This window comes from Ruminococcus sp. MCC718, assembly GCF_018783905.1.
Taxonomy (GTDB): Bacteria; Bacillota; Clostridia; order Lachnospirales; family Lachnospiraceae; genus Hominisplanchenecus; species Hominisplanchenecus faecis.
Genome location: NZ_WQNP01000077.1, coordinates 1 through 15284, shown reverse-complemented (window position 1 = coordinate 15284; position 15284 = coordinate 1). Strand labels below are relative to the sequence as shown.

General features: G+C 41.4%; 16 protein-coding genes. 14 read left to right on the top strand and 2 right to left on the bottom strand.

The window, feature by feature from the left end; translation table 11 throughout:
• The 8 genes from GPK60_RS08080 to GPK60_RS08045 all read left to right on the top strand — a co-directional run.
• A partial coding sequence (locus GPK60_RS08080; protein WP_215659246.1) for a type II secretion system F family protein occupies window positions 1-1081 on the top strand: 1081 nt, incomplete at its 5' end.
• 38 nt (window positions 1082-1119) lie between these two features.
• Window positions 1120-1287: a Flp1 family type IVb pilin gene (locus GPK60_RS08075; RefSeq protein WP_022118577.1), complete on the top strand. Its 168-nt coding sequence runs from the start codon at window positions 1120-1122 to the stop codon at window positions 1285-1287.
• 153 nt (window positions 1288-1440) lie between these two features.
• Window positions 1441-3012: a DUF5702 domain-containing protein gene (locus tag GPK60_RS08070; RefSeq protein ID WP_215659245.1), complete on the top strand. Its 1572-nt coding sequence runs from the start codon at window positions 1441-1443 to the stop codon at window positions 3010-3012.
• Window positions 3013-3223: 211 nt separating this feature from the next.
• Window positions 3224-3865 (top strand): hypothetical protein, encoded by a 642-nt coding sequence (locus GPK60_RS08065; RefSeq protein ID WP_173896778.1) that lies wholly within the window; start codon window positions 3224-3226, stop codon window positions 3863-3865.
• Between the two features lie 8 nt (window positions 3866-3873).
• Window positions 3874-4296 (top strand): prepilin peptidase, encoded by a 423-nt coding sequence (locus GPK60_RS08060; RefSeq protein WP_022118158.1) that lies wholly within the window; start codon window positions 3874-3876, stop codon window positions 4294-4296.
• Window positions 4297-4319: 23 nt separating this feature from the next.
• Complete coding sequence (locus GPK60_RS08055; RefSeq protein WP_215659244.1) at window positions 4320-4736, top strand: TadE family protein; 417 nt, start codon at window positions 4320-4322, stop codon at window positions 4734-4736.
• Window positions 4737-4740: 4 nt separating this feature from the next.
• On the top strand, window positions 4741-6189 hold the full coding sequence (locus GPK60_RS08050) for a DUF6382 domain-containing protein (RefSeq protein WP_215659243.1): 1449 nt from the start codon (window positions 4741-4743) through the stop codon (window positions 6187-6189).
• A gap of 239 nt (window positions 6190-6428) precedes the next feature.
• Window positions 6429-7058, top strand: a complete 630-nt coding sequence (locus GPK60_RS08045; RefSeq protein ID WP_215659242.1) for a rhomboid family intramembrane serine protease — start codon at window positions 6429-6431, stop codon at window positions 7056-7058.
• On the opposite strand, the gene GPK60_RS08040 is transcribed toward GPK60_RS08045, so the two are convergent.
• The gene (locus GPK60_RS08040) at window positions 7009-7746 is read right to left on the bottom strand and encodes a HAMP domain-containing sensor histidine kinase (RefSeq protein ID WP_215659241.1); all 738 of its coding nucleotides are present in this window, start codon (window positions 7744-7746) and stop codon (window positions 7009-7011) included. The two genes, GPK60_RS08045 and GPK60_RS08040, sit on opposite strands and share 50 nt — an antisense overlap.
• 298 nt (window positions 7747-8044) lie before the next feature.
• On the opposite strand from GPK60_RS08040, the gene GPK60_RS08035 reads away from it, so the two are divergent.
• Window positions 8045-8452, top strand: coding sequence for an HIT family protein (locus GPK60_RS08035; RefSeq protein ID WP_022118580.1), 408 nt, complete (start codon window positions 8045-8047; stop codon window positions 8450-8452).
• Between the two features lie 37 nt (window positions 8453-8489).
• Entirely contained in the window at window positions 8490-9011 is a 522-nt protein-coding gene (locus tag GPK60_RS08030; RefSeq protein WP_215659240.1) for a sigma-70 family RNA polymerase sigma factor, read from the top strand.
• On the opposite strand, the gene GPK60_RS08025 is transcribed toward GPK60_RS08030, so the two are convergent.
• A complete protein-coding gene (locus GPK60_RS08025) occupies window positions 9008-10081 on the bottom strand; it encodes an undecaprenyldiphospho-muramoylpentapeptide beta-N-acetylglucosaminyltransferase (protein WP_022118578.1) in 1074 nt (357 codons plus the stop codon). The genes GPK60_RS08030 and GPK60_RS08025 overlap by 4 nt on opposite strands.
• 208 nt (window positions 10082-10289) lie before the next feature.
• Here GPK60_RS08025 and GPK60_RS08020 point away from each other — a divergent pair, with 208 nt between their 5' ends.
• From GPK60_RS08020 to GPK60_RS08005, 4 genes are all read left to right on the top strand, one after another.
• The gene (locus tag GPK60_RS08020; protein WP_215659239.1) at window positions 10290-11219 is read left to right on the top strand and encodes a DUF4367 domain-containing protein; all 930 of its coding nucleotides are present in this window, start codon (window positions 10290-10292) and stop codon (window positions 11217-11219) included.
• Between the two features lie 73 nt (window positions 11220-11292).
• Entirely contained in the window at window positions 11293-11814 is a 522-nt protein-coding gene (locus tag GPK60_RS08015) for a hypothetical protein (RefSeq protein WP_173898588.1), read from the top strand.
• Window positions 11815-12439: 625 nt separating this feature from the next.
• On the top strand, window positions 12440-13378 hold the full coding sequence (locus tag GPK60_RS08010; RefSeq protein WP_215659238.1) for a hypothetical protein: 939 nt from the start codon (window positions 12440-12442) through the stop codon (window positions 13376-13378).
• A gap of 95 nt (window positions 13379-13473) precedes the next feature.
• Window positions 13474-15084 carry an MBL fold metallo-hydrolase gene (locus tag GPK60_RS08005; RefSeq protein WP_022118520.1) on the top strand — a complete coding sequence of 537 codons (1611 nt, stop codon included), beginning with the start codon at window positions 13474-13476 and terminating at the stop codon, window positions 15082-15084.
• Window positions 15085-15284 lie beyond the last annotated feature (200 nt).

Here is a 15284-nt window from a genome sequence, read left to right as displayed (position 1 = left end):
GCAAACGAAAGGGCAGTTAATGAAAAGTCTCCATACTGCTTTTTCGTTTGCACCACCTTCGATTCTTTCCTTAACGATTTTGCTGCAGGAAAGACAGTACAGTGACCAGCAGATCGATGAGTTTTTTCAGCAGGCGATCGAAGATCTGGAAAGCGTGATTCTCGGGGAAAATATATCGATGCAGGAAGTAAGAAGTTCCCTGGAATTTCCTTCTTCTGTTTTAGATGGCAAAGTGAAAGCAGACTGGTTTACAGATGATCTGGGTTTTATTGATGAAAAAGGAAACTTGGTCGGGGAGCCGGCAGAGGGTGGTACGCAGGTACAGATTACAGTAAATTTTTCCTGTCAGGACAGAGAGATGGACTACCGTTTTTCTGTATGTGTTTTTCCGCCGGTGCGTTCGGAGGAAGAGAAACAGCAAAAACAGATTCGGGAACTTTTACAGAGTGAAGAACAGAAAAGGGTGCAGGAAGAACAGCTGAGGCTTCCGGGTAAAATAGAGGGCAAAAAGCTGGAATGGAAAAAAGAAAAAGAATCGCCCGTGCAGATGATTGCGGTTCTGGTGGTTATCACAGCATTGTGTATCTGGATGCTGGAAGAAGAAAGATTACAGGCAGCAGTCAAGAAAAAGCAAACGGCTCTTACCATGGAATATGCTTCCTTTCTCTATAAATTAATGGCATTGCTGCGGGCAGGGCTTACGATCCGGGGAGCTTTTGAAAGGCTGGCACAGAGCAGACAGGTCCGTGAGCACTATATAGACGAAGAAATACGGCGTTGCTGCAACGAAATAAAAAGTGGGGTTCCGGAAGCACAGGCATATGAAAATTTTGGCAGAAGATGTCAGCTTCCGGAGTACATCAAAATGGGAACGATACTGGCACAGAATCTGAGAAAAGGTTCTGATGGACTGGCGGATCTTCTGGAGGCAGAAGCTTTGCGGGGAATGGAAGAGCGGCATCAGCTTGCACGAAAACTTGGAGAACAGGCGGGAACGAAACTCTTAGTTCCAATGATGCTGATGTTTGGTGTGGTGTTGATTATTCTGATGGCACCGGCACTGATGTCATTTTCATTTTAGAATTACTGTGCATCTTCTGAGAAAGGAGGTGAAAATATATGACACATGTGCAGGCATTTCTGAAAGATGAGCAGGGAATTACAACGGTAGAGATTATCCTGATTCTCGTTGTACTGATCAGTCTGGTCATCATCTTCAAAAAACAGCTTACCAATCTGGTAAACAAAATCTTCAGCAAAATCACAAGTCAGAGCAACAGTATCTGATCCATTCAGTATCTGAAAAATCCAACATGAAAACATTTAGAGAACATTTAAAAACGCAAGAATGCACAGAAATTTCGCCAGATGAATATCAGCAAAACAAATAAAAATCATGTGTCTGGTCTCATGTGCAGCATAAACTCGGGAGGGGAGTAAATGTATAGAAATAAAGGGACAATTACGGTGTTCCTCAGTTTGATCAGTATGCTGTTTTTGTCCCTTTTCTGTACGATGGCAGAATCGGTAAGGGTGCAGGCAGCGAGATTTCAGGCAGCGGCAGCTTTTGATATGGGATTGTTTTCCATTTTTGGAGAATATGACAGAGTACTTCTGGAAGAGTATGATCTGTGGTTCCTGGATGGGAGCAATGAAGAGCAAAAAATCAGAGAAGTGCTGGAGACAAAGCTGGAAAAATATATTCAGCCAAATATCAATCCCAGATATAATCTGGCAGCAGGGAGAAGCTGGGATGTATTTCCCACAGAGCTTGATAGATGTACGGTGGATAAGTATGCTCTTGCGACGGATCACGGTGGACAAGTGTTTTACAGTCAGGCTGTGGAAAATCAGAAAGAACTGTTTGTCGGGGAAGCAGCATCAGCTTTAAAGAAAAATATAAAACAAATGGAAGAGGGGCATCAAAAAGGAGAAGAATATCAAAATGAAGAACAGAAAGCAGATGAGGAGTATCAAAGGGCACAGGCTGCTCAGATGGAAGAAAAAAAACGACAGGAATCCGAAAAAGAAAATGCCGAAAAGCAGGAAGAGTCGGATACGGATATAAAGGAAACAGAGGCTGTTCAGGCAAAAGTGGAGAATCCGCTTGATCAGATAAAGAAAATCAAAAGTATGGGGATTTTAGGTCTTGTCCTGAAAGATGGTACAGTGGTTTCTGATAAGACAATAGAAAGAAAAAATCTGCCGTCTGAGCGTAACCTGCAAAAAGGTTCACTTCTTGTCAATGAAATTTCTGCGGATCCAGTTTCAGAAGCCATTTTTTTGAATTATCTTCAGAAACATTTCCAGTGTGCAGTTGATGAAGGAGGAAAGCATCAAAAGGGAAGCAAAGAACACAGTCTTTCTTATGAAATGGAATATATCATCGGCGGACAGAAAAGTGACAGAGAAAATTTAAAGAAAACGGTCAATCGCATTCTGCTGATTCGTGAAGGTATGAACTATGCTACGCTGGCAAAAAGTGCCAAGATGCGAGGGGAAGCGATGGCACTGGCAGCTGCGATCACAGGGGCAGCAGCACTGCCGGAATTTGCAGGAGCATTGCAGAAACTGCTGATGCTTGCCTGGGCATATGGGGAAAGTCTGCTTGATGTGAGAACGTTGCTTGCAAAAGGAAAGGTTCCGATGCTCAAAGCAGAAACAGAGTGGAAACTTCCTTTAGAAAAGCTTGGGATGCTGGCGGAGGTTTTGAAAGAATGTGATGCCGGCGGCGGAAACGGGCAGTCTTATGAAGATTATCTTTCTGGTTTATTGATACTTGGAAAAAAGCAGCAGCGTAATTTGAGAGTGCTTGATCTGATCGAGTGTAACCGGAGAATGGAAAAGGGCGGAGAAACCTTTCGGGTGGATGCACTTGTGGCACAGGCAGAGGCAAGTGCAGACTTTGAACTGGCTCCTGTTTTTCTGAGGGTTCCGGCAGTCTGGATGCATGTCAGAAATCAGGGGACTGCTTATACAATAAAAGGACAATATGGCTATGGGCAGCCGTAGAAAAGAAGGTATTTAAGGATGTTCTTTCGGAGAATTTCCCGTATGAAACGCAGAGAGAAAGAACATAAAAATTTGAAAATGAAAGGAGGCGTGCTCTCTGTCTGGTTCAAAATTAAAAATATTAAATCATTTAACAGACATTCCCCTGGCTGTTATCAAAAAATCCGGGAGAACATCCTTAAGTGCCAGTCTTACAGTGGAAACTGCACTTGTGCTTCCGATTTTTCTGTATCTGATGCTTGGTGTACTCTTTTTTGTTCAGTTTATGGAAACAGCCGGAGCTACGGAACAGAAAATCCATGACCGGGCAAAACAGATGGCAGTCTATGCTTATGATTCACGGAAGATAACAGATCAGGACTTTCATCTTGGATATTCTACTTTTTCAGGAAAAGAAGATGAAATTGATCTGGTGGCGGCGTATCGAATCAGCAGTCAGATGCCGGTATTTTCTTTTGGAAAACCACAGATTATCCAGAGAGGATTTGTAAGGGCATGGAGCGGAAGGGATTTTCGCAAAGAACTGCAGAAAGAAGGAAATGAAGAAAGCAAAGAGAAGGTTTTTGTGACCGCACATGGTACCGTTTACCATAAAAGTCTGAAGTGTACTCACCTGCGGCTGTCTGTGGAGCAGACAACGGTTACACAGGCAGAAGCCAGAAGAAATCGCTATGGAGCGAAATATTATGCCTGTTCATGCTGTAAATCCGGAGTTGGTGCAGCAGTTTATATTACAGATACCGGCAATCGTTATCATGCCAGACTGTCCTGCAGCGGATTAAAGAGAACGATCCGGGAGATACCGCTGTCAGAGGCAGGGAAACGTAAAGCCTGTTCAAAATGTGGAGGGTGATCATAAAAATGAAGAATCAGATTGTTTATATTCTGCCGGGAATATTTCTGCTGATAAACGCCTGGTATGATATAAGAAAACGAAAAATATTATTGCACAGTATATGGATATTTACAGTTTTGTGGATTCTTTTTCTGATGTTTGTGGATAAAGAGAAAATCTGGCAGGCATTTGGTGGAATACTTCCGGGAATGTTTCTGCTTGCCAGTGCTTATGCGACAAGGCAGGCCATTGGCTATGGAGATGGACTGGCAGTTTGTGTGTGCGGTCTGTATCTTGGAATGGGACAGACCTTTGCGATGTTGTTTTATGCATTGCTGTTCTGTTCCGTGGTTTCAGCTGTTATGCTGGTATGTAAAAAGAGGACTTACAAGACAGGCGTGCCATTTGTGCCGTATCTGATAGCGGGATATTTATGCACGTTTTTGTAATGACTGGGACGGAGATGAAAATTATGCAAAAAATCAAAAGAGATTTGAATGGAAGTTTTACGGTGGAGGCTGCACTGCTTATGACAGTGCTGATTCCGTTGCTTACCGCCCTTATTTATCTTGGATTTTATCAGCATGATAAGGTCTGGATCGCAAATAAGACGAGAACAGAGGCGATGGAAGCAGCCCTGGACCCAGACAGAAAAAACCAGACGGACTGGAGCGGAGTACTTGCCTGCGGCAACGTTTCCGGTGGTGTAAAACGTGGAAAAAATAAAGTGACAGCGACAGGAAAGGCAACGTTCAGAATTCCGGGATTTGTGGCACGCTTCTTTATGGGCGGGCAAATGGAAATAAACAGTAAAGCGGAAGTATCCGTTAAAAATGCAAAAAAACAGATTCAAAAATATCGAAATTTGCAGCGGGCAGGGGAGGGATAACTTTATGGATGTTTCTTATCGCAGAGATAAAGATCATAATTATATGATACTGGATGCTCCGGGGGAACTGACCGGCGAGGAATATCAGGTACGGATGCTGGTTGGAAATCATATTCCTCATTTATTAAAATGCAATCGCCGGATGATGGACGGAAAAGCGGTCTTTTTTTATGAGGTTACCGGAATGCAGCCGATGTTCCGTGTGTTTGAAAAAAGGCAGATCAATCAGGAAGAAATGGTTGAACTTTTGCAGGATATCAAAGAGGCACTGGAAAACACCCAGAGATATCTTTTAGATGGAAATCAACTGCTCTTTGAACCGGAATTTCTCTTTTTTCATACGCAGACACGGGAATGGAATCTGTGCTATCTTCCGACGTATGATGGAAATATGACAGAGAGTTTTCGAAAGCTCTCAGAATACCTGTTAAAAAGACTGGATCACAGTGACGAACAGGCAGTGATGCTTGGATACGAAGTATACAGCAAAGCATCCGAAGAAAATTATCGGATATCGGAAGTGCTGCAGATGATTTATCAGGTTGGACGGAAAAATTGTGCTCAGGAGGAAGGATTGCCGGAAGACCCGGAACAGTCAGAGAAAGTGAAAATTTCAAAAGAGTTGGAAGTTTCTGAACAGGAAAACTTTGAAGATTTTTGTTCCGAGGATTCGTTTTTCGAGCAGGAAGAATCAGAATACACGATTCCGGAAAATATTGAGAACATCAAGACTGCGAAGCAGAGAGAAAAAGGCATTTCTAAAAATGAGAATGATATGCAGAGAAGGACGGATAAATATAGAGGTCAGGCGGAACAAAAAAAACAAATTCAGAATAAAAAAACAACCGGCTTAAAAAAATCAATGAAACAGAAAAAAACAGCCGGGCGTAAAAAAGCAGCCAAATATAAAAAATATGCAGGCTATGTAGTAATTTTTATTCTATTGGCAGCAGTGGTAGCCGTACTGGTGGAATTTGAGGTATTAAGTACCGTTCAGGCCGGAGGGATGCTGTTTCTGGCGGCTGGCATTTTTATTTATGTGGCAGGGATTCAAAAGGAAAATTTCCAAAAAGGTGAACGGAAGAAATCACAGGTATCGGATGATTTTGATGAGGAGATGGGAACCTGTATTTTGCAGCAGGGAAAAAATATTAAGATAGCAGTTCTGGTTAGTCTGAATCCGGAGGAGTATGTTAATATTCTGCTGTATCGTGAAGAAACCCGGATAGGAAAAGAAGGACGGCAGGCGGATGTCTGTATCGATAGGGATGTGATCAGCCGTGTTCATGCAAAAATTCTGAGAAGAGAGGAAGAATATTTTCTGATGGATCTGGATTCGACAAATGGAACGTACATAAACGGAAAAAGACTTGGCGGGGATGGCATGGAAAAACTACAGCAGGGTGACCGCATTTCTTTTGCGGATCTGGAATACATTTTTCAATTACAATAAAGATAGCACATGATATGTCAGAAATGACGGATGAGAATTGTAAAACTAAAAAAAACATAAAAAATACACCTTTGTCTGTTACAGAAAGACTTCCTGTAGTATACTGAAATCTTAGAATGTTGGGGAAAACTTAAGGCATAAAATCACGCTTGTGCAAAAATGTCGCAGTCATTCTTAAGGGTGGTTTCAGGCGTTAAACCTGGCATCATATTATACAGAAGGAGGTGAAAAAGTAGCGAATGGATGAAATCAGGGATTTTTTGAGATCTCGTTCGGTTGCAAATCTTACGGTTGTCATCATTAATGTTGCAGTATTTCTGATCCTGTCCTGTTTTGGTGATACAGAAAATGCAGATTTTATGGCGGCACATGGAGCAAGTTACACTCCTTATATCGTGCAGGATGGAAAATATTATCTTCTGATCACCAGCATGTTTTTACATTTTGGATTGAGCCATCTGTTTAACAATATGGTAGTGCTGATCTTCATGGGAGATATACTGGAAAAGAAACTTGGAAAAATAAGATATCTTCTGATTTATTTTGGAGGAGGTATTGCAGGAAACTGCCTGTCCGTTTATATGGACATAAAAAGAGCGGAATTTCCGGTTTCAGCGGGTGCATCCGGTGCAATTTTTGCTGTGATGGGTGCAATCCTGTGGCTGGTAATAAAAAACAAAGGAAAGCTGGATGATATTTCCGGCCGAAAATTTGTGCTTATGATCGTGCTTTCTGTTTTCCAGGGCTATACAAGCATGGGAGTTGACAACAGTGCACATATCGGTGGTCTGATCATGGGCTTTCTGTTATGTATGATTCTCAGCATAGGGGTAAAACAATCCGAAGATGACTACCTGACATATGATTAAGCAGTGTGCCTGATTTATCCGGATTATCAGGAGTGTTTTTACTGTCGGAAGTCTCTTCCGGAAAAAGAAAAGCAATACTGCCGTGGTGTGCCTCGATAATACCTCTGGCGATCGGAAGTCCAAGACCGGTACCGTTTGGTTTTGTAGTGACAAACGGTTTAAAAAATTCAGTCTGCTGTTCTTTGGAGATGGAAGCTCCGTCATTTATGATATCGATCTGAAGGCAGTCCTGTTTTTCAACAACAGAAAAAGATACAGACTGTGCGGCAGATTCAAAGGAGTTGCGGAGAAGATTGGTAAGAGCCTGATTTAATTTCAGGGGATCAACCGAAAGTGTCGGCAAATTTTCCGGAACAGAAATCTGATAGGAAATCGGGGAATCCGGAAAAAGCAGATATACAGACTCAGATAATTTTAAGAGGAACGGAGACATTTCCGTAGCACTGAACTGACAGCGAAAGGTGTTGTTGTAGCAGGAAAGATCATCGAGAAGTCTGCGAAGAAAAAGCATTTCTTCGGTGATATCACTCCAGAGTTCGTTCTGCTTTAATTCCGGATGATCTTTTTCAAGTAACTGGAGATAGCTGTTGATCAGAGTGACCGGATTGCGTACTTCATGTGATACTTTTGAAAGAGCAAAGCGGTAGTCTTCAAGTTGTTTTTCGAGAGAAGGTTTATCAGCAGCCATAGTGTATTCCTCCGATTTCTGATTTTTTATTGATTTCAGGATTTTGACCCTGGTATATTAAAAAGTGTATCATTTGGGCAACAAAAAAGCAAACAGAAATAAACGACATAATTCGACAATAATTGCATAAAAACGAATAAAAGTAAAGTTTTTGGCAGGAATAAACAAAAAAGTGCAAAAAATTAGGAAAACATATTGAAATTAAAAACGAAAAGCATTAATATATAGTATAACAGATAAAGTGGATAAATTTGGGTAGCACTTTATTGGAACAACAAAAAGGAAGGGGAAATGACTTATGAGAGATGATAACTGTATTTTTTGTAAAATTGCAAATGGTGAAATTCCATCAGCTACGTTGTATGAAGATGAAGATTTTCGTGTGATTTTGGATTTGGGACCGGCGACGAAAGGACACGCTTTGATTCTGCCGAAGAATCATTTCGCCAATCTTTTTGAAATACCGGAAGATATGGATGCCAAGGCATTTATTCTTGCCAAAAAGATTGCAAAAAAAATGAAAGATGTTTTTGGATGTGACGGCGTAAACATTGTGCAGAATAACGGTGTTGCGGCAGGTCAGACGGTATTCCATTTTCATATTCATCTGATCCCGAGATATGAAGGAGATCATGCAGGCGTAACTTGGAAACCAGGAACTCTCACAGATGAGGAAAGAGAAGAGATTCTGCAGAAATGGAAGTAACAGGGGATGTCAAAATATCGGCAGGGAGAAGAGTAGGATGAAGGAAAAGAAATTCACAGAAGTCTTTAATAAATATAACAGGCTTGTGCGAAAAATGGTGATCAGCAGATCTGGTAACGATATGCTGGCAGAGGAGATTTGTCAACAGGTATTCTTACAATATTTTGAGCAGATGAACAACATCTCAGAAGAGTTGATTCAGCCATGGCTTTTGCTGACAACAAGAAATATGGTCTATGATTATCTGAGAAAGATGCAAGTCCGCAAAGATACACACAGCATCAATGGAATCGAAGATTTCATGGTGATCCATGATGATAATACAGAGCGTGTCATAACCAGATTATCTCACAATATGCTGACGGAACGTATTCTTGAAGAGTTATATGACAAGAAAAAAGAATGGTATTATGTGATCATGGACATCTGTATTTTGCAGATGAGTTATGAAGAAGCAGCGAAGCACCTAAACATTGAAGTACAGGTGCTTCGTGCAAGACTCTACAGAGCCAGAAGATATATTCGAAAGAAATATGGAGAAGAATATCAGGAACTTTAATTTTTTCCGGAAGTAACTTCTTCAATCAGAGAGGTGATTTTTGAAATAGCATCGCTCTGACCGCTTTTTTCCATAGCAGCTACATAGTCAGCACGTTTTTCGTATAGTTTATCTATGATTGGCAGTATAATAGTTGGTGCCAGATTTTCTTCGGTAAGAACTTCACTGAATCCCTGATTTTCAAAGGATTCTGCGTTGAGGATCTGGTCGCCGCGGCTGGCATTTGCGGAAAGCGGAATCAGCAGATTTGGTTTTCTGAGTGCCAGCAACTCACAAATAGCGTTTGCACCTGCTCTGGAGATGCAGACATCGGCAAGGGCAAACAGATCAGCAAGTTCTTTTTTGACGTATTCGAACTGAATATAACCTTCCATATCTGTTTTTGTCGAATCTAATTTTCCTTTACCGCAAAGATGGATGACCTGATATTTTTTCAAAAGTTCAGGCAGAATACCGCGGACGGCATCATTGACGGCAACAGATCCCTGGCTTCCGCCGATAACGAGGATAACCGGTTTGTTTGCGGCAAATCCGCAGAGATTCAGTGCGGCAAGTTTATTGCCATGCAGAAGCTCTTCACGAATCGGTGAGCCGGTCAGGACTGCTTTTCCTTCCGGAATGTAACCCATGGTTTCAGGGAAGTTGCAGCATACTTTTGTTGCAGCAGAAAGAGAAATCTTGTTTGCAAGTCCCGGTGTCATATCGGATTCATGGATAATAACCGGGATATGGAGATGTTTGGCTGCAAGAACAACAGGAACAGCTACAAAACCGCCCTTGGAAAAAACAACATCCGGTTTCAGCTTTTTCAGGATTTTACGTGCCTCACCATAGCCTTTTAATACACGGAACGGATCAGAGAAGTTTTTTGGATCAAAATAGCGTCTCAGCTTTCCGGAAGCAATTCCATAGTAAGGTACGTTTACATCTTCAATCAGCTTTTTTTCGATTCCTTCATAGGAGCCGATATAGTGAATATCATAACCAAGTTCCCGCAGTTTTGGGAGCAGAGCAATGTTAGGTGTTACATGACCGGCGGTACCACCGCCAGTTAAGACGATACGTTTCATGTTTATCCTCCCTGTTTTGGTATTTTGCCTTTAAAGCAGACAGAAGGGGCTGTTTTAAAGGGAATATACTAAGTTTAAATATTATGATGTGATTGTCAAAAAATACTGTAAAACCACACTTGTGCAGGCACTTTGTGGTTTCAGGATTTTGACTCTGGTATCATCTTATACTGTTATTAAAAAAAGTCAAGAAGGGACTAGAGGATTTATGAAAAAGAATGAGGGGAAAATCAGGAATATTCATTCACGTCAGAACCGGGAGAACCTGAAGGAAGCTGAATTTGATTCAAAACTTTATTCAACGATGCGAAGCAATTTTGCAAAAGAGGGAAAGAAAATTGCAGGCGAGCTTGAAAATGATGAAAAACTGGATTATGTAGGTGATGCTCCGGATCTGTTAAATAAAATTGTCGGACAGCTTAGAGAAGAAGGCAAATGGGATGATAACGCCTATAGACAGGAATGTAAAAAAGAGCTTTACGATCTGTTGCCGCAGGAAGATCAGATTGCACTGAGAAGAGGACGGAAACTGGCAAAGATCGAAGAAAAATGGAAGAAGAACAGAAAAAAAATTATGCAGCGGGCAGCAATCATTGTGCTGGTCGGAGGAGTTTTTGCGGCTGGATTAGGAGCGGATGCGAGCAGAGAGCAGATTATGAATGTGTGGGAAAGAGTTACCAATACAGGACAAAAGTTGGTTATAGATAAAACAGATGATACAGCTTTAAAAGGAAGAGAAGATGAGGATAGAAAAAAGATAAAGGAAGAATTAGGCATAGATATACCTAGGCTTATGTATAAACCGGAAGGAATGACTTATGATAGTTATGATTTCGATGATAAACTTCAAACAGTAAATATGAACTATATTACTGCAGATGAAAAATATTATTATGTATATATCAGTAAAAAGGCAAATGATTCACAAGAAGTAATAGAAATTGATGGAAAAATTGTAGATCAGCATTTATTGAGTGTAAAATACCTAAGTAAAGGTGTAAAGGTAGAACAAATTGAGGAAGAAAATGCTAAAAGCTTATACAAGGCCGATTTCTATTATAATAATGTTTATTATTTATTTATAGGAGAACTGGAAAAAGAAGAGTTTGATGAAATAATTGAAAAAATTATGTTTTAACGCGTCACTTTTTTCCTTCTGAAACGTTTATTATAGTGTAATGTAAAAAACAGAGATGAAGGAGGAGAAAAACATGAAGATGAAGAAAGTTCTCAAAGCTATGGTAGCAGCGACTGCCTGTGCTTGTATGCTGACTGTGCCGCTTAGTATTCATGCGGCAGAACCGACGGATGGTCTGGTGGTTGATGGTTCTTTGCTTACCCATGAGGACAGTGCAGAGACGACAGAACTGTTTGAATGGAGATTTGAAAATTCAGAATCAGAAGTAGCACCACTTGGAACATATTATGCAAAAGGACATGCAGGAATTTCAAAAGTAAGTTCAAAATCAGTCTACATAACAGCAACAACAGATTGCTATGAAAAATGTAACACTGTGGAAGCAGAAGTAAATTTACAGCGTCTGGAAAATAATACTTGGTATTATGTTACATCTAGAGATAAGGTAAAAAATAACGTAGGGAGCGTTAAAGTAAGTGATACTGTTAGCGTAAAATCAGGTTACTATTATCGAGTTATATCTTTCCATAGTGCAACAAAAAATGGTAAGACTGAGACAGGTTCGGCTGTTAGCGAAAGCATTTATATTGGTTAATTGTCCGTGAAAGGCTAGCCTGCTTTGAAGCATGAGCTGTACTGAGATTCATTGTAAAACGTATAAATTCACATCGTATGTAAATGACAATGACATAAATCTTAATATTCCTATCGCGATTGTGAATGTCTCCATCTACAGTGAATCAACGTACAGGCTGACGTGTGAATGGCGTGAACAGTTACGTGAATTTTATTTTTCATTGCGAAGAGAATAAATGTATTTATGATGTGTGAGTGTAACGATTTGGTGCAGGTCGAAGCATCATCCTACTGCTGAAACTGTGAAAAGCACGGAATGGTTATGTGTGAGTTTAAGCAAAAATATATTAGAGCGTGAAAAATTGTTCAGGTATGAACAAAACTCTGAAAAAACAAGCCGCCCCGGGATGCGTGAATGTCCATTACATTACCTTTCATGGCAGAACGGTTTTCGCCAAAGATATGGCGAGTGATTTAAAATAGAAACTACAAAAAACAAAAACGAAAGAATTACAAATATGCAAAAACAAAAACTGTGCATACCATGCGTGGGGCTTCCCTCCTTTGCAGTTGTGCCGGGCTTGTTCTGCAAAGGAAGTATGGTTGCATCATGCTTTTGATTGCAAGGCAAGGGGAGAGAGCGTATGCAAACGAAATATTTTAAAAATATGTTCCAGAATATTTCACAGGGAGTTATGTATTCCACAGGAGTTGCAGATTCAGAGACAAAGAACAGCTGGGTAGCCTGTTATATCTGTGCAGGAGAAAATGAGGAGTCTCTGGAATTTAAGGCAGAGAAAGCTTTTGCCGGATGTAAGGATGAGGTAAGGCTTGTGGCTGTGGGAGATGGAAGCGAGGCAACCATCCATCAGCTTATGGAATTTGTGAAAAAGAATCGTGTGGAGCAGGTGATTCTTCCTGGAAACCATGAAAAGGTGGCAAAAGAACTGCAAAGTGCCGGTGTAAAACGTGTGGTGGAGATGAAGCCGGGCAGCTCTTTATATGATGAAAAAGACTTCTGGCAGTTTAAGATACATTGTTATGGAACAGATGAGGGTTGTTTCCTTGTAATGTTTGCCGGAGATAAAGGAATAGACTGGAAAATAATGGACTGTCTGATGAGTGTCAGAATTTTTGATAAAGCCAAATGCGGCAGTCCTCAAATTGATATGGAAAATCTTGTGTGTTGTGCCAGATGTGGGCTGTATAATGATTTTGATGTGTGCAAAGGCCATAACCAGAACACAGGAAAAGGATATACAGCAGGTGCGATGCTTCTTGGTAATATATCACTTAAAAAGTATTCAGAAGCAATAAAAAGGGATTTCTCAGAGGTGAGAGATCAGATTCGTTACATTTCCATAACAGGAAATATGAAACAGGCAGATGGGGAACTGAGTACGTGGATTGGGGAATCACGTACGGAATTAAATCACTATTATATTTTACCATCCGGATGTGCAGACACAGGAGATTTTATAACAAAAATCCTTTCCGAGTCGGGACGCAATCGCGTATACCTGACAGGAGAGAAATGTGGTGTTTGTGGATCGGGATTTTTTATTTCCCGAAAGCTGGATTAAAAATTACAGTACTAAAAAATCAGAATATGTGATAAAATAAAAGCAGGAAAACAGAACGGAACAGATTATCATTAAAACAGAGAGAAGGTGTTTTTATGAGGATTACATTTTTGGGAGCCACGCATGAGGTGACTGGAAGCTGTACTTATCTGGAAGCCTGCGGAAAACATATTTTGATTGACTGTGGAATGGAGCAGGGACCGGATGAATTTGAAAATCAGGAGATACCGGTTGCGGCAAGTGACATTGACATGGTACTTTTGACGCATGCTCATATCGACCATTCCGGTAAACTTCCGCTTTTGTACCAGAGGGGATTTCGGGGACAGATTTTTGCGACGAGAGCAACTGCGGATCTGTGTGATATTATGCTGCGAGACAGTGCACACATACAGATGTTTGAGGCGGAATGGAAGAACCGAAAAGGACAGCGTGCCGGCAGGGCAGAAGTTGTGCCGCTGTATGATATCAACGATGCACAGGGAGCGATCAACTGTCTTGTTGGATGCGATTATGACAAAAAAATCAACCTTGCAGATGGAATCTGCATTCGGTTTGTGGATGCAGGGCATCTGCTTGGCTCTTCTTCCATCGAGATCTGGATCAAAGAGAACGATGTGGAGAAAAAGATTGTATTTTCCGGGGATATCGGCAATCTGAATCAGCCATTGATCCGTGATCCGCAGTATGTCAAAGATGCGGATTATGTTGTGATGGAGTCTACTTACGGTGACCGCAGCCATGGTGAATTTCCAGATTATGTGACGGAGCTGGCAAGGATCATCCAGAAGACGTTTGATCGGGGAGGAAATGTAGTCATACCATCTTTTGCAGTCGGACGTACGCAGGAACTGCTGTATTTCATCCGCAAAATAAAAGAAGATAAGATGATCCACGGCCATGATCATTTTGATGTTTACGTGGACAGTCCGCTGGCGATTGAAGCGACCCGCATTTTTATGAAGCACATGTATGAGGATTTCGATGAAGAGGCAACGAAGCTTGTTCAGGCGGGGATCAATCCGATCGGTTTTGAAGGACTGAAAACAGCGATCACAAGTGACGATTCCAGGATGATCAATTTCGATGAGAGACCAAAAGTTATTATTTCTGCGAGCGGTATGTGTGAGGCAGGCAGAATCCGACATCATCTGAAACATAATCTCTGGAGAAAAGAAAGCACGATTCTTTTTGTCGGTTATCAGGCAAAGGGAACACTGGGGCGTATTATATTAGAAGGGGCAAAATCCGTAAATCTGTTTGGAGAGGAAATAGAGATACAGGCGGAGATCCGAAGGCTTGCCGGTATCAGCGGACACGCTGACAATAACGGTCTGCTTAAATGGATCGGAAGCTTTGAAAAGAAGCCGGAGAAGGTTTTTGTGATTCATGGAGAGGACAGCGTGTGCCAGGTTTTCACAGATCGTCTGAGAAACGAAATGCATCTGGATGCAGGAGCACCTTACAGCGGTACGGTCTTTAATCTTGCGACGGGTGCGTATGAGAAAGAATGTGAACCGGTTCATGTGGTTAAGACCGAGAAGAGTCTGAATAAGGCAATGAAGGCAAATACTCCGTTTGCAAGACTTCTGGCAGCAGGTCAGAGACTGCTTACGGTTATCCGCCATAACGAAGGCGGAGCAAATAAGGATCTGGCGAGATTTACAAGTCAGATCAATTCCCTCTGCGATAAGTGGGACAGATAATGAGATGATGGTTTCGTACAGGTCAACGCATTTGTTACTGAAACCATAAGAACAAGACTTGAATGTATAAAAATCAAAAAGCTCAGGCTGCGCATGATACCGTGTGCCTGGGCTTTTGTAAGGTGCGCCTAGCGGCGCACGTTTCTAACGGGTTAAAGTCCCGAATCCGCCCGGTAGTGGGAAGGATATAGCCGAAGGCA

Bases quoted from the DNA above. Each gene is read 5' to 3' on its own strand.
- GPK60_RS08035 (WP_022118580.1), top strand. From the start codon at position 8,045: ATGAGAGATGATAACTGTATTTTTTGTAAAATTGCAAATGGTGAAATT.
- GPK60_RS08070 (WP_215659245.1), top strand. From the start codon at position 1,441: ATGTATAGAAATAAAGGGACAATTACGGTGTTCCTCAGTTTGATCAGT.
- GPK60_RS08040 (WP_215659241.1), bottom strand. From the start codon at position 7,746: ATGGCTGCTGATAAACCTTCTCTCGAAAAACAACTTGAAGACTACCGC.
- GPK60_RS08045 (WP_215659242.1), top strand. From the start codon at position 6,429: ATGGATGAAATCAGGGATTTTTTGAGATCTCGTTCGGTTGCAAATCTT.
- GPK60_RS08050 (WP_215659243.1), top strand. From the start codon at position 4,741: ATGGATGTTTCTTATCGCAGAGATAAAGATCATAATTATATGATACTG.
- GPK60_RS08055 (WP_215659244.1), top strand. From the start codon at position 4,320: ATGCAAAAAATCAAAAGAGATTTGAATGGAAGTTTTACGGTGGAGGCT.
- GPK60_RS08025 (WP_022118578.1), bottom strand. From the start codon at position 10,081: ATGAAACGTATCGTCTTAACTGGCGGTGGTACCGCCGGTCATGTAACA.
- GPK60_RS08005 (WP_022118520.1), top strand. From the start codon at position 13,474: ATGAGGATTACATTTTTGGGAGCCACGCATGAGGTGACTGGAAGCTGT.
- GPK60_RS08030 (WP_215659240.1), top strand. From the start codon at position 8,490: ATGAAGGAAAAGAAATTCACAGAAGTCTTTAATAAATATAACAGGCTT.
- GPK60_RS08015 (WP_173898588.1), top strand. From the start codon at position 11,293: ATGAAGATGAAGAAAGTTCTCAAAGCTATGGTAGCAGCGACTGCCTGT.
- GPK60_RS08010 (WP_215659238.1), top strand. From the start codon at position 12,440: ATGCAAACGAAATATTTTAAAAATATGTTCCAGAATATTTCACAGGGA.
- GPK60_RS08075 (WP_022118577.1), top strand. From the start codon at position 1,120: ATGACACATGTGCAGGCATTTCTGAAAGATGAGCAGGGAATTACAACG.
- GPK60_RS08020 (WP_215659239.1), top strand. From the start codon at position 10,290: ATGAAAAAGAATGAGGGGAAAATCAGGAATATTCATTCACGTCAGAAC.
- GPK60_RS08060 (WP_022118158.1), top strand. From the start codon at position 3,874: ATGAAGAATCAGATTGTTTATATTCTGCCGGGAATATTTCTGCTGATA.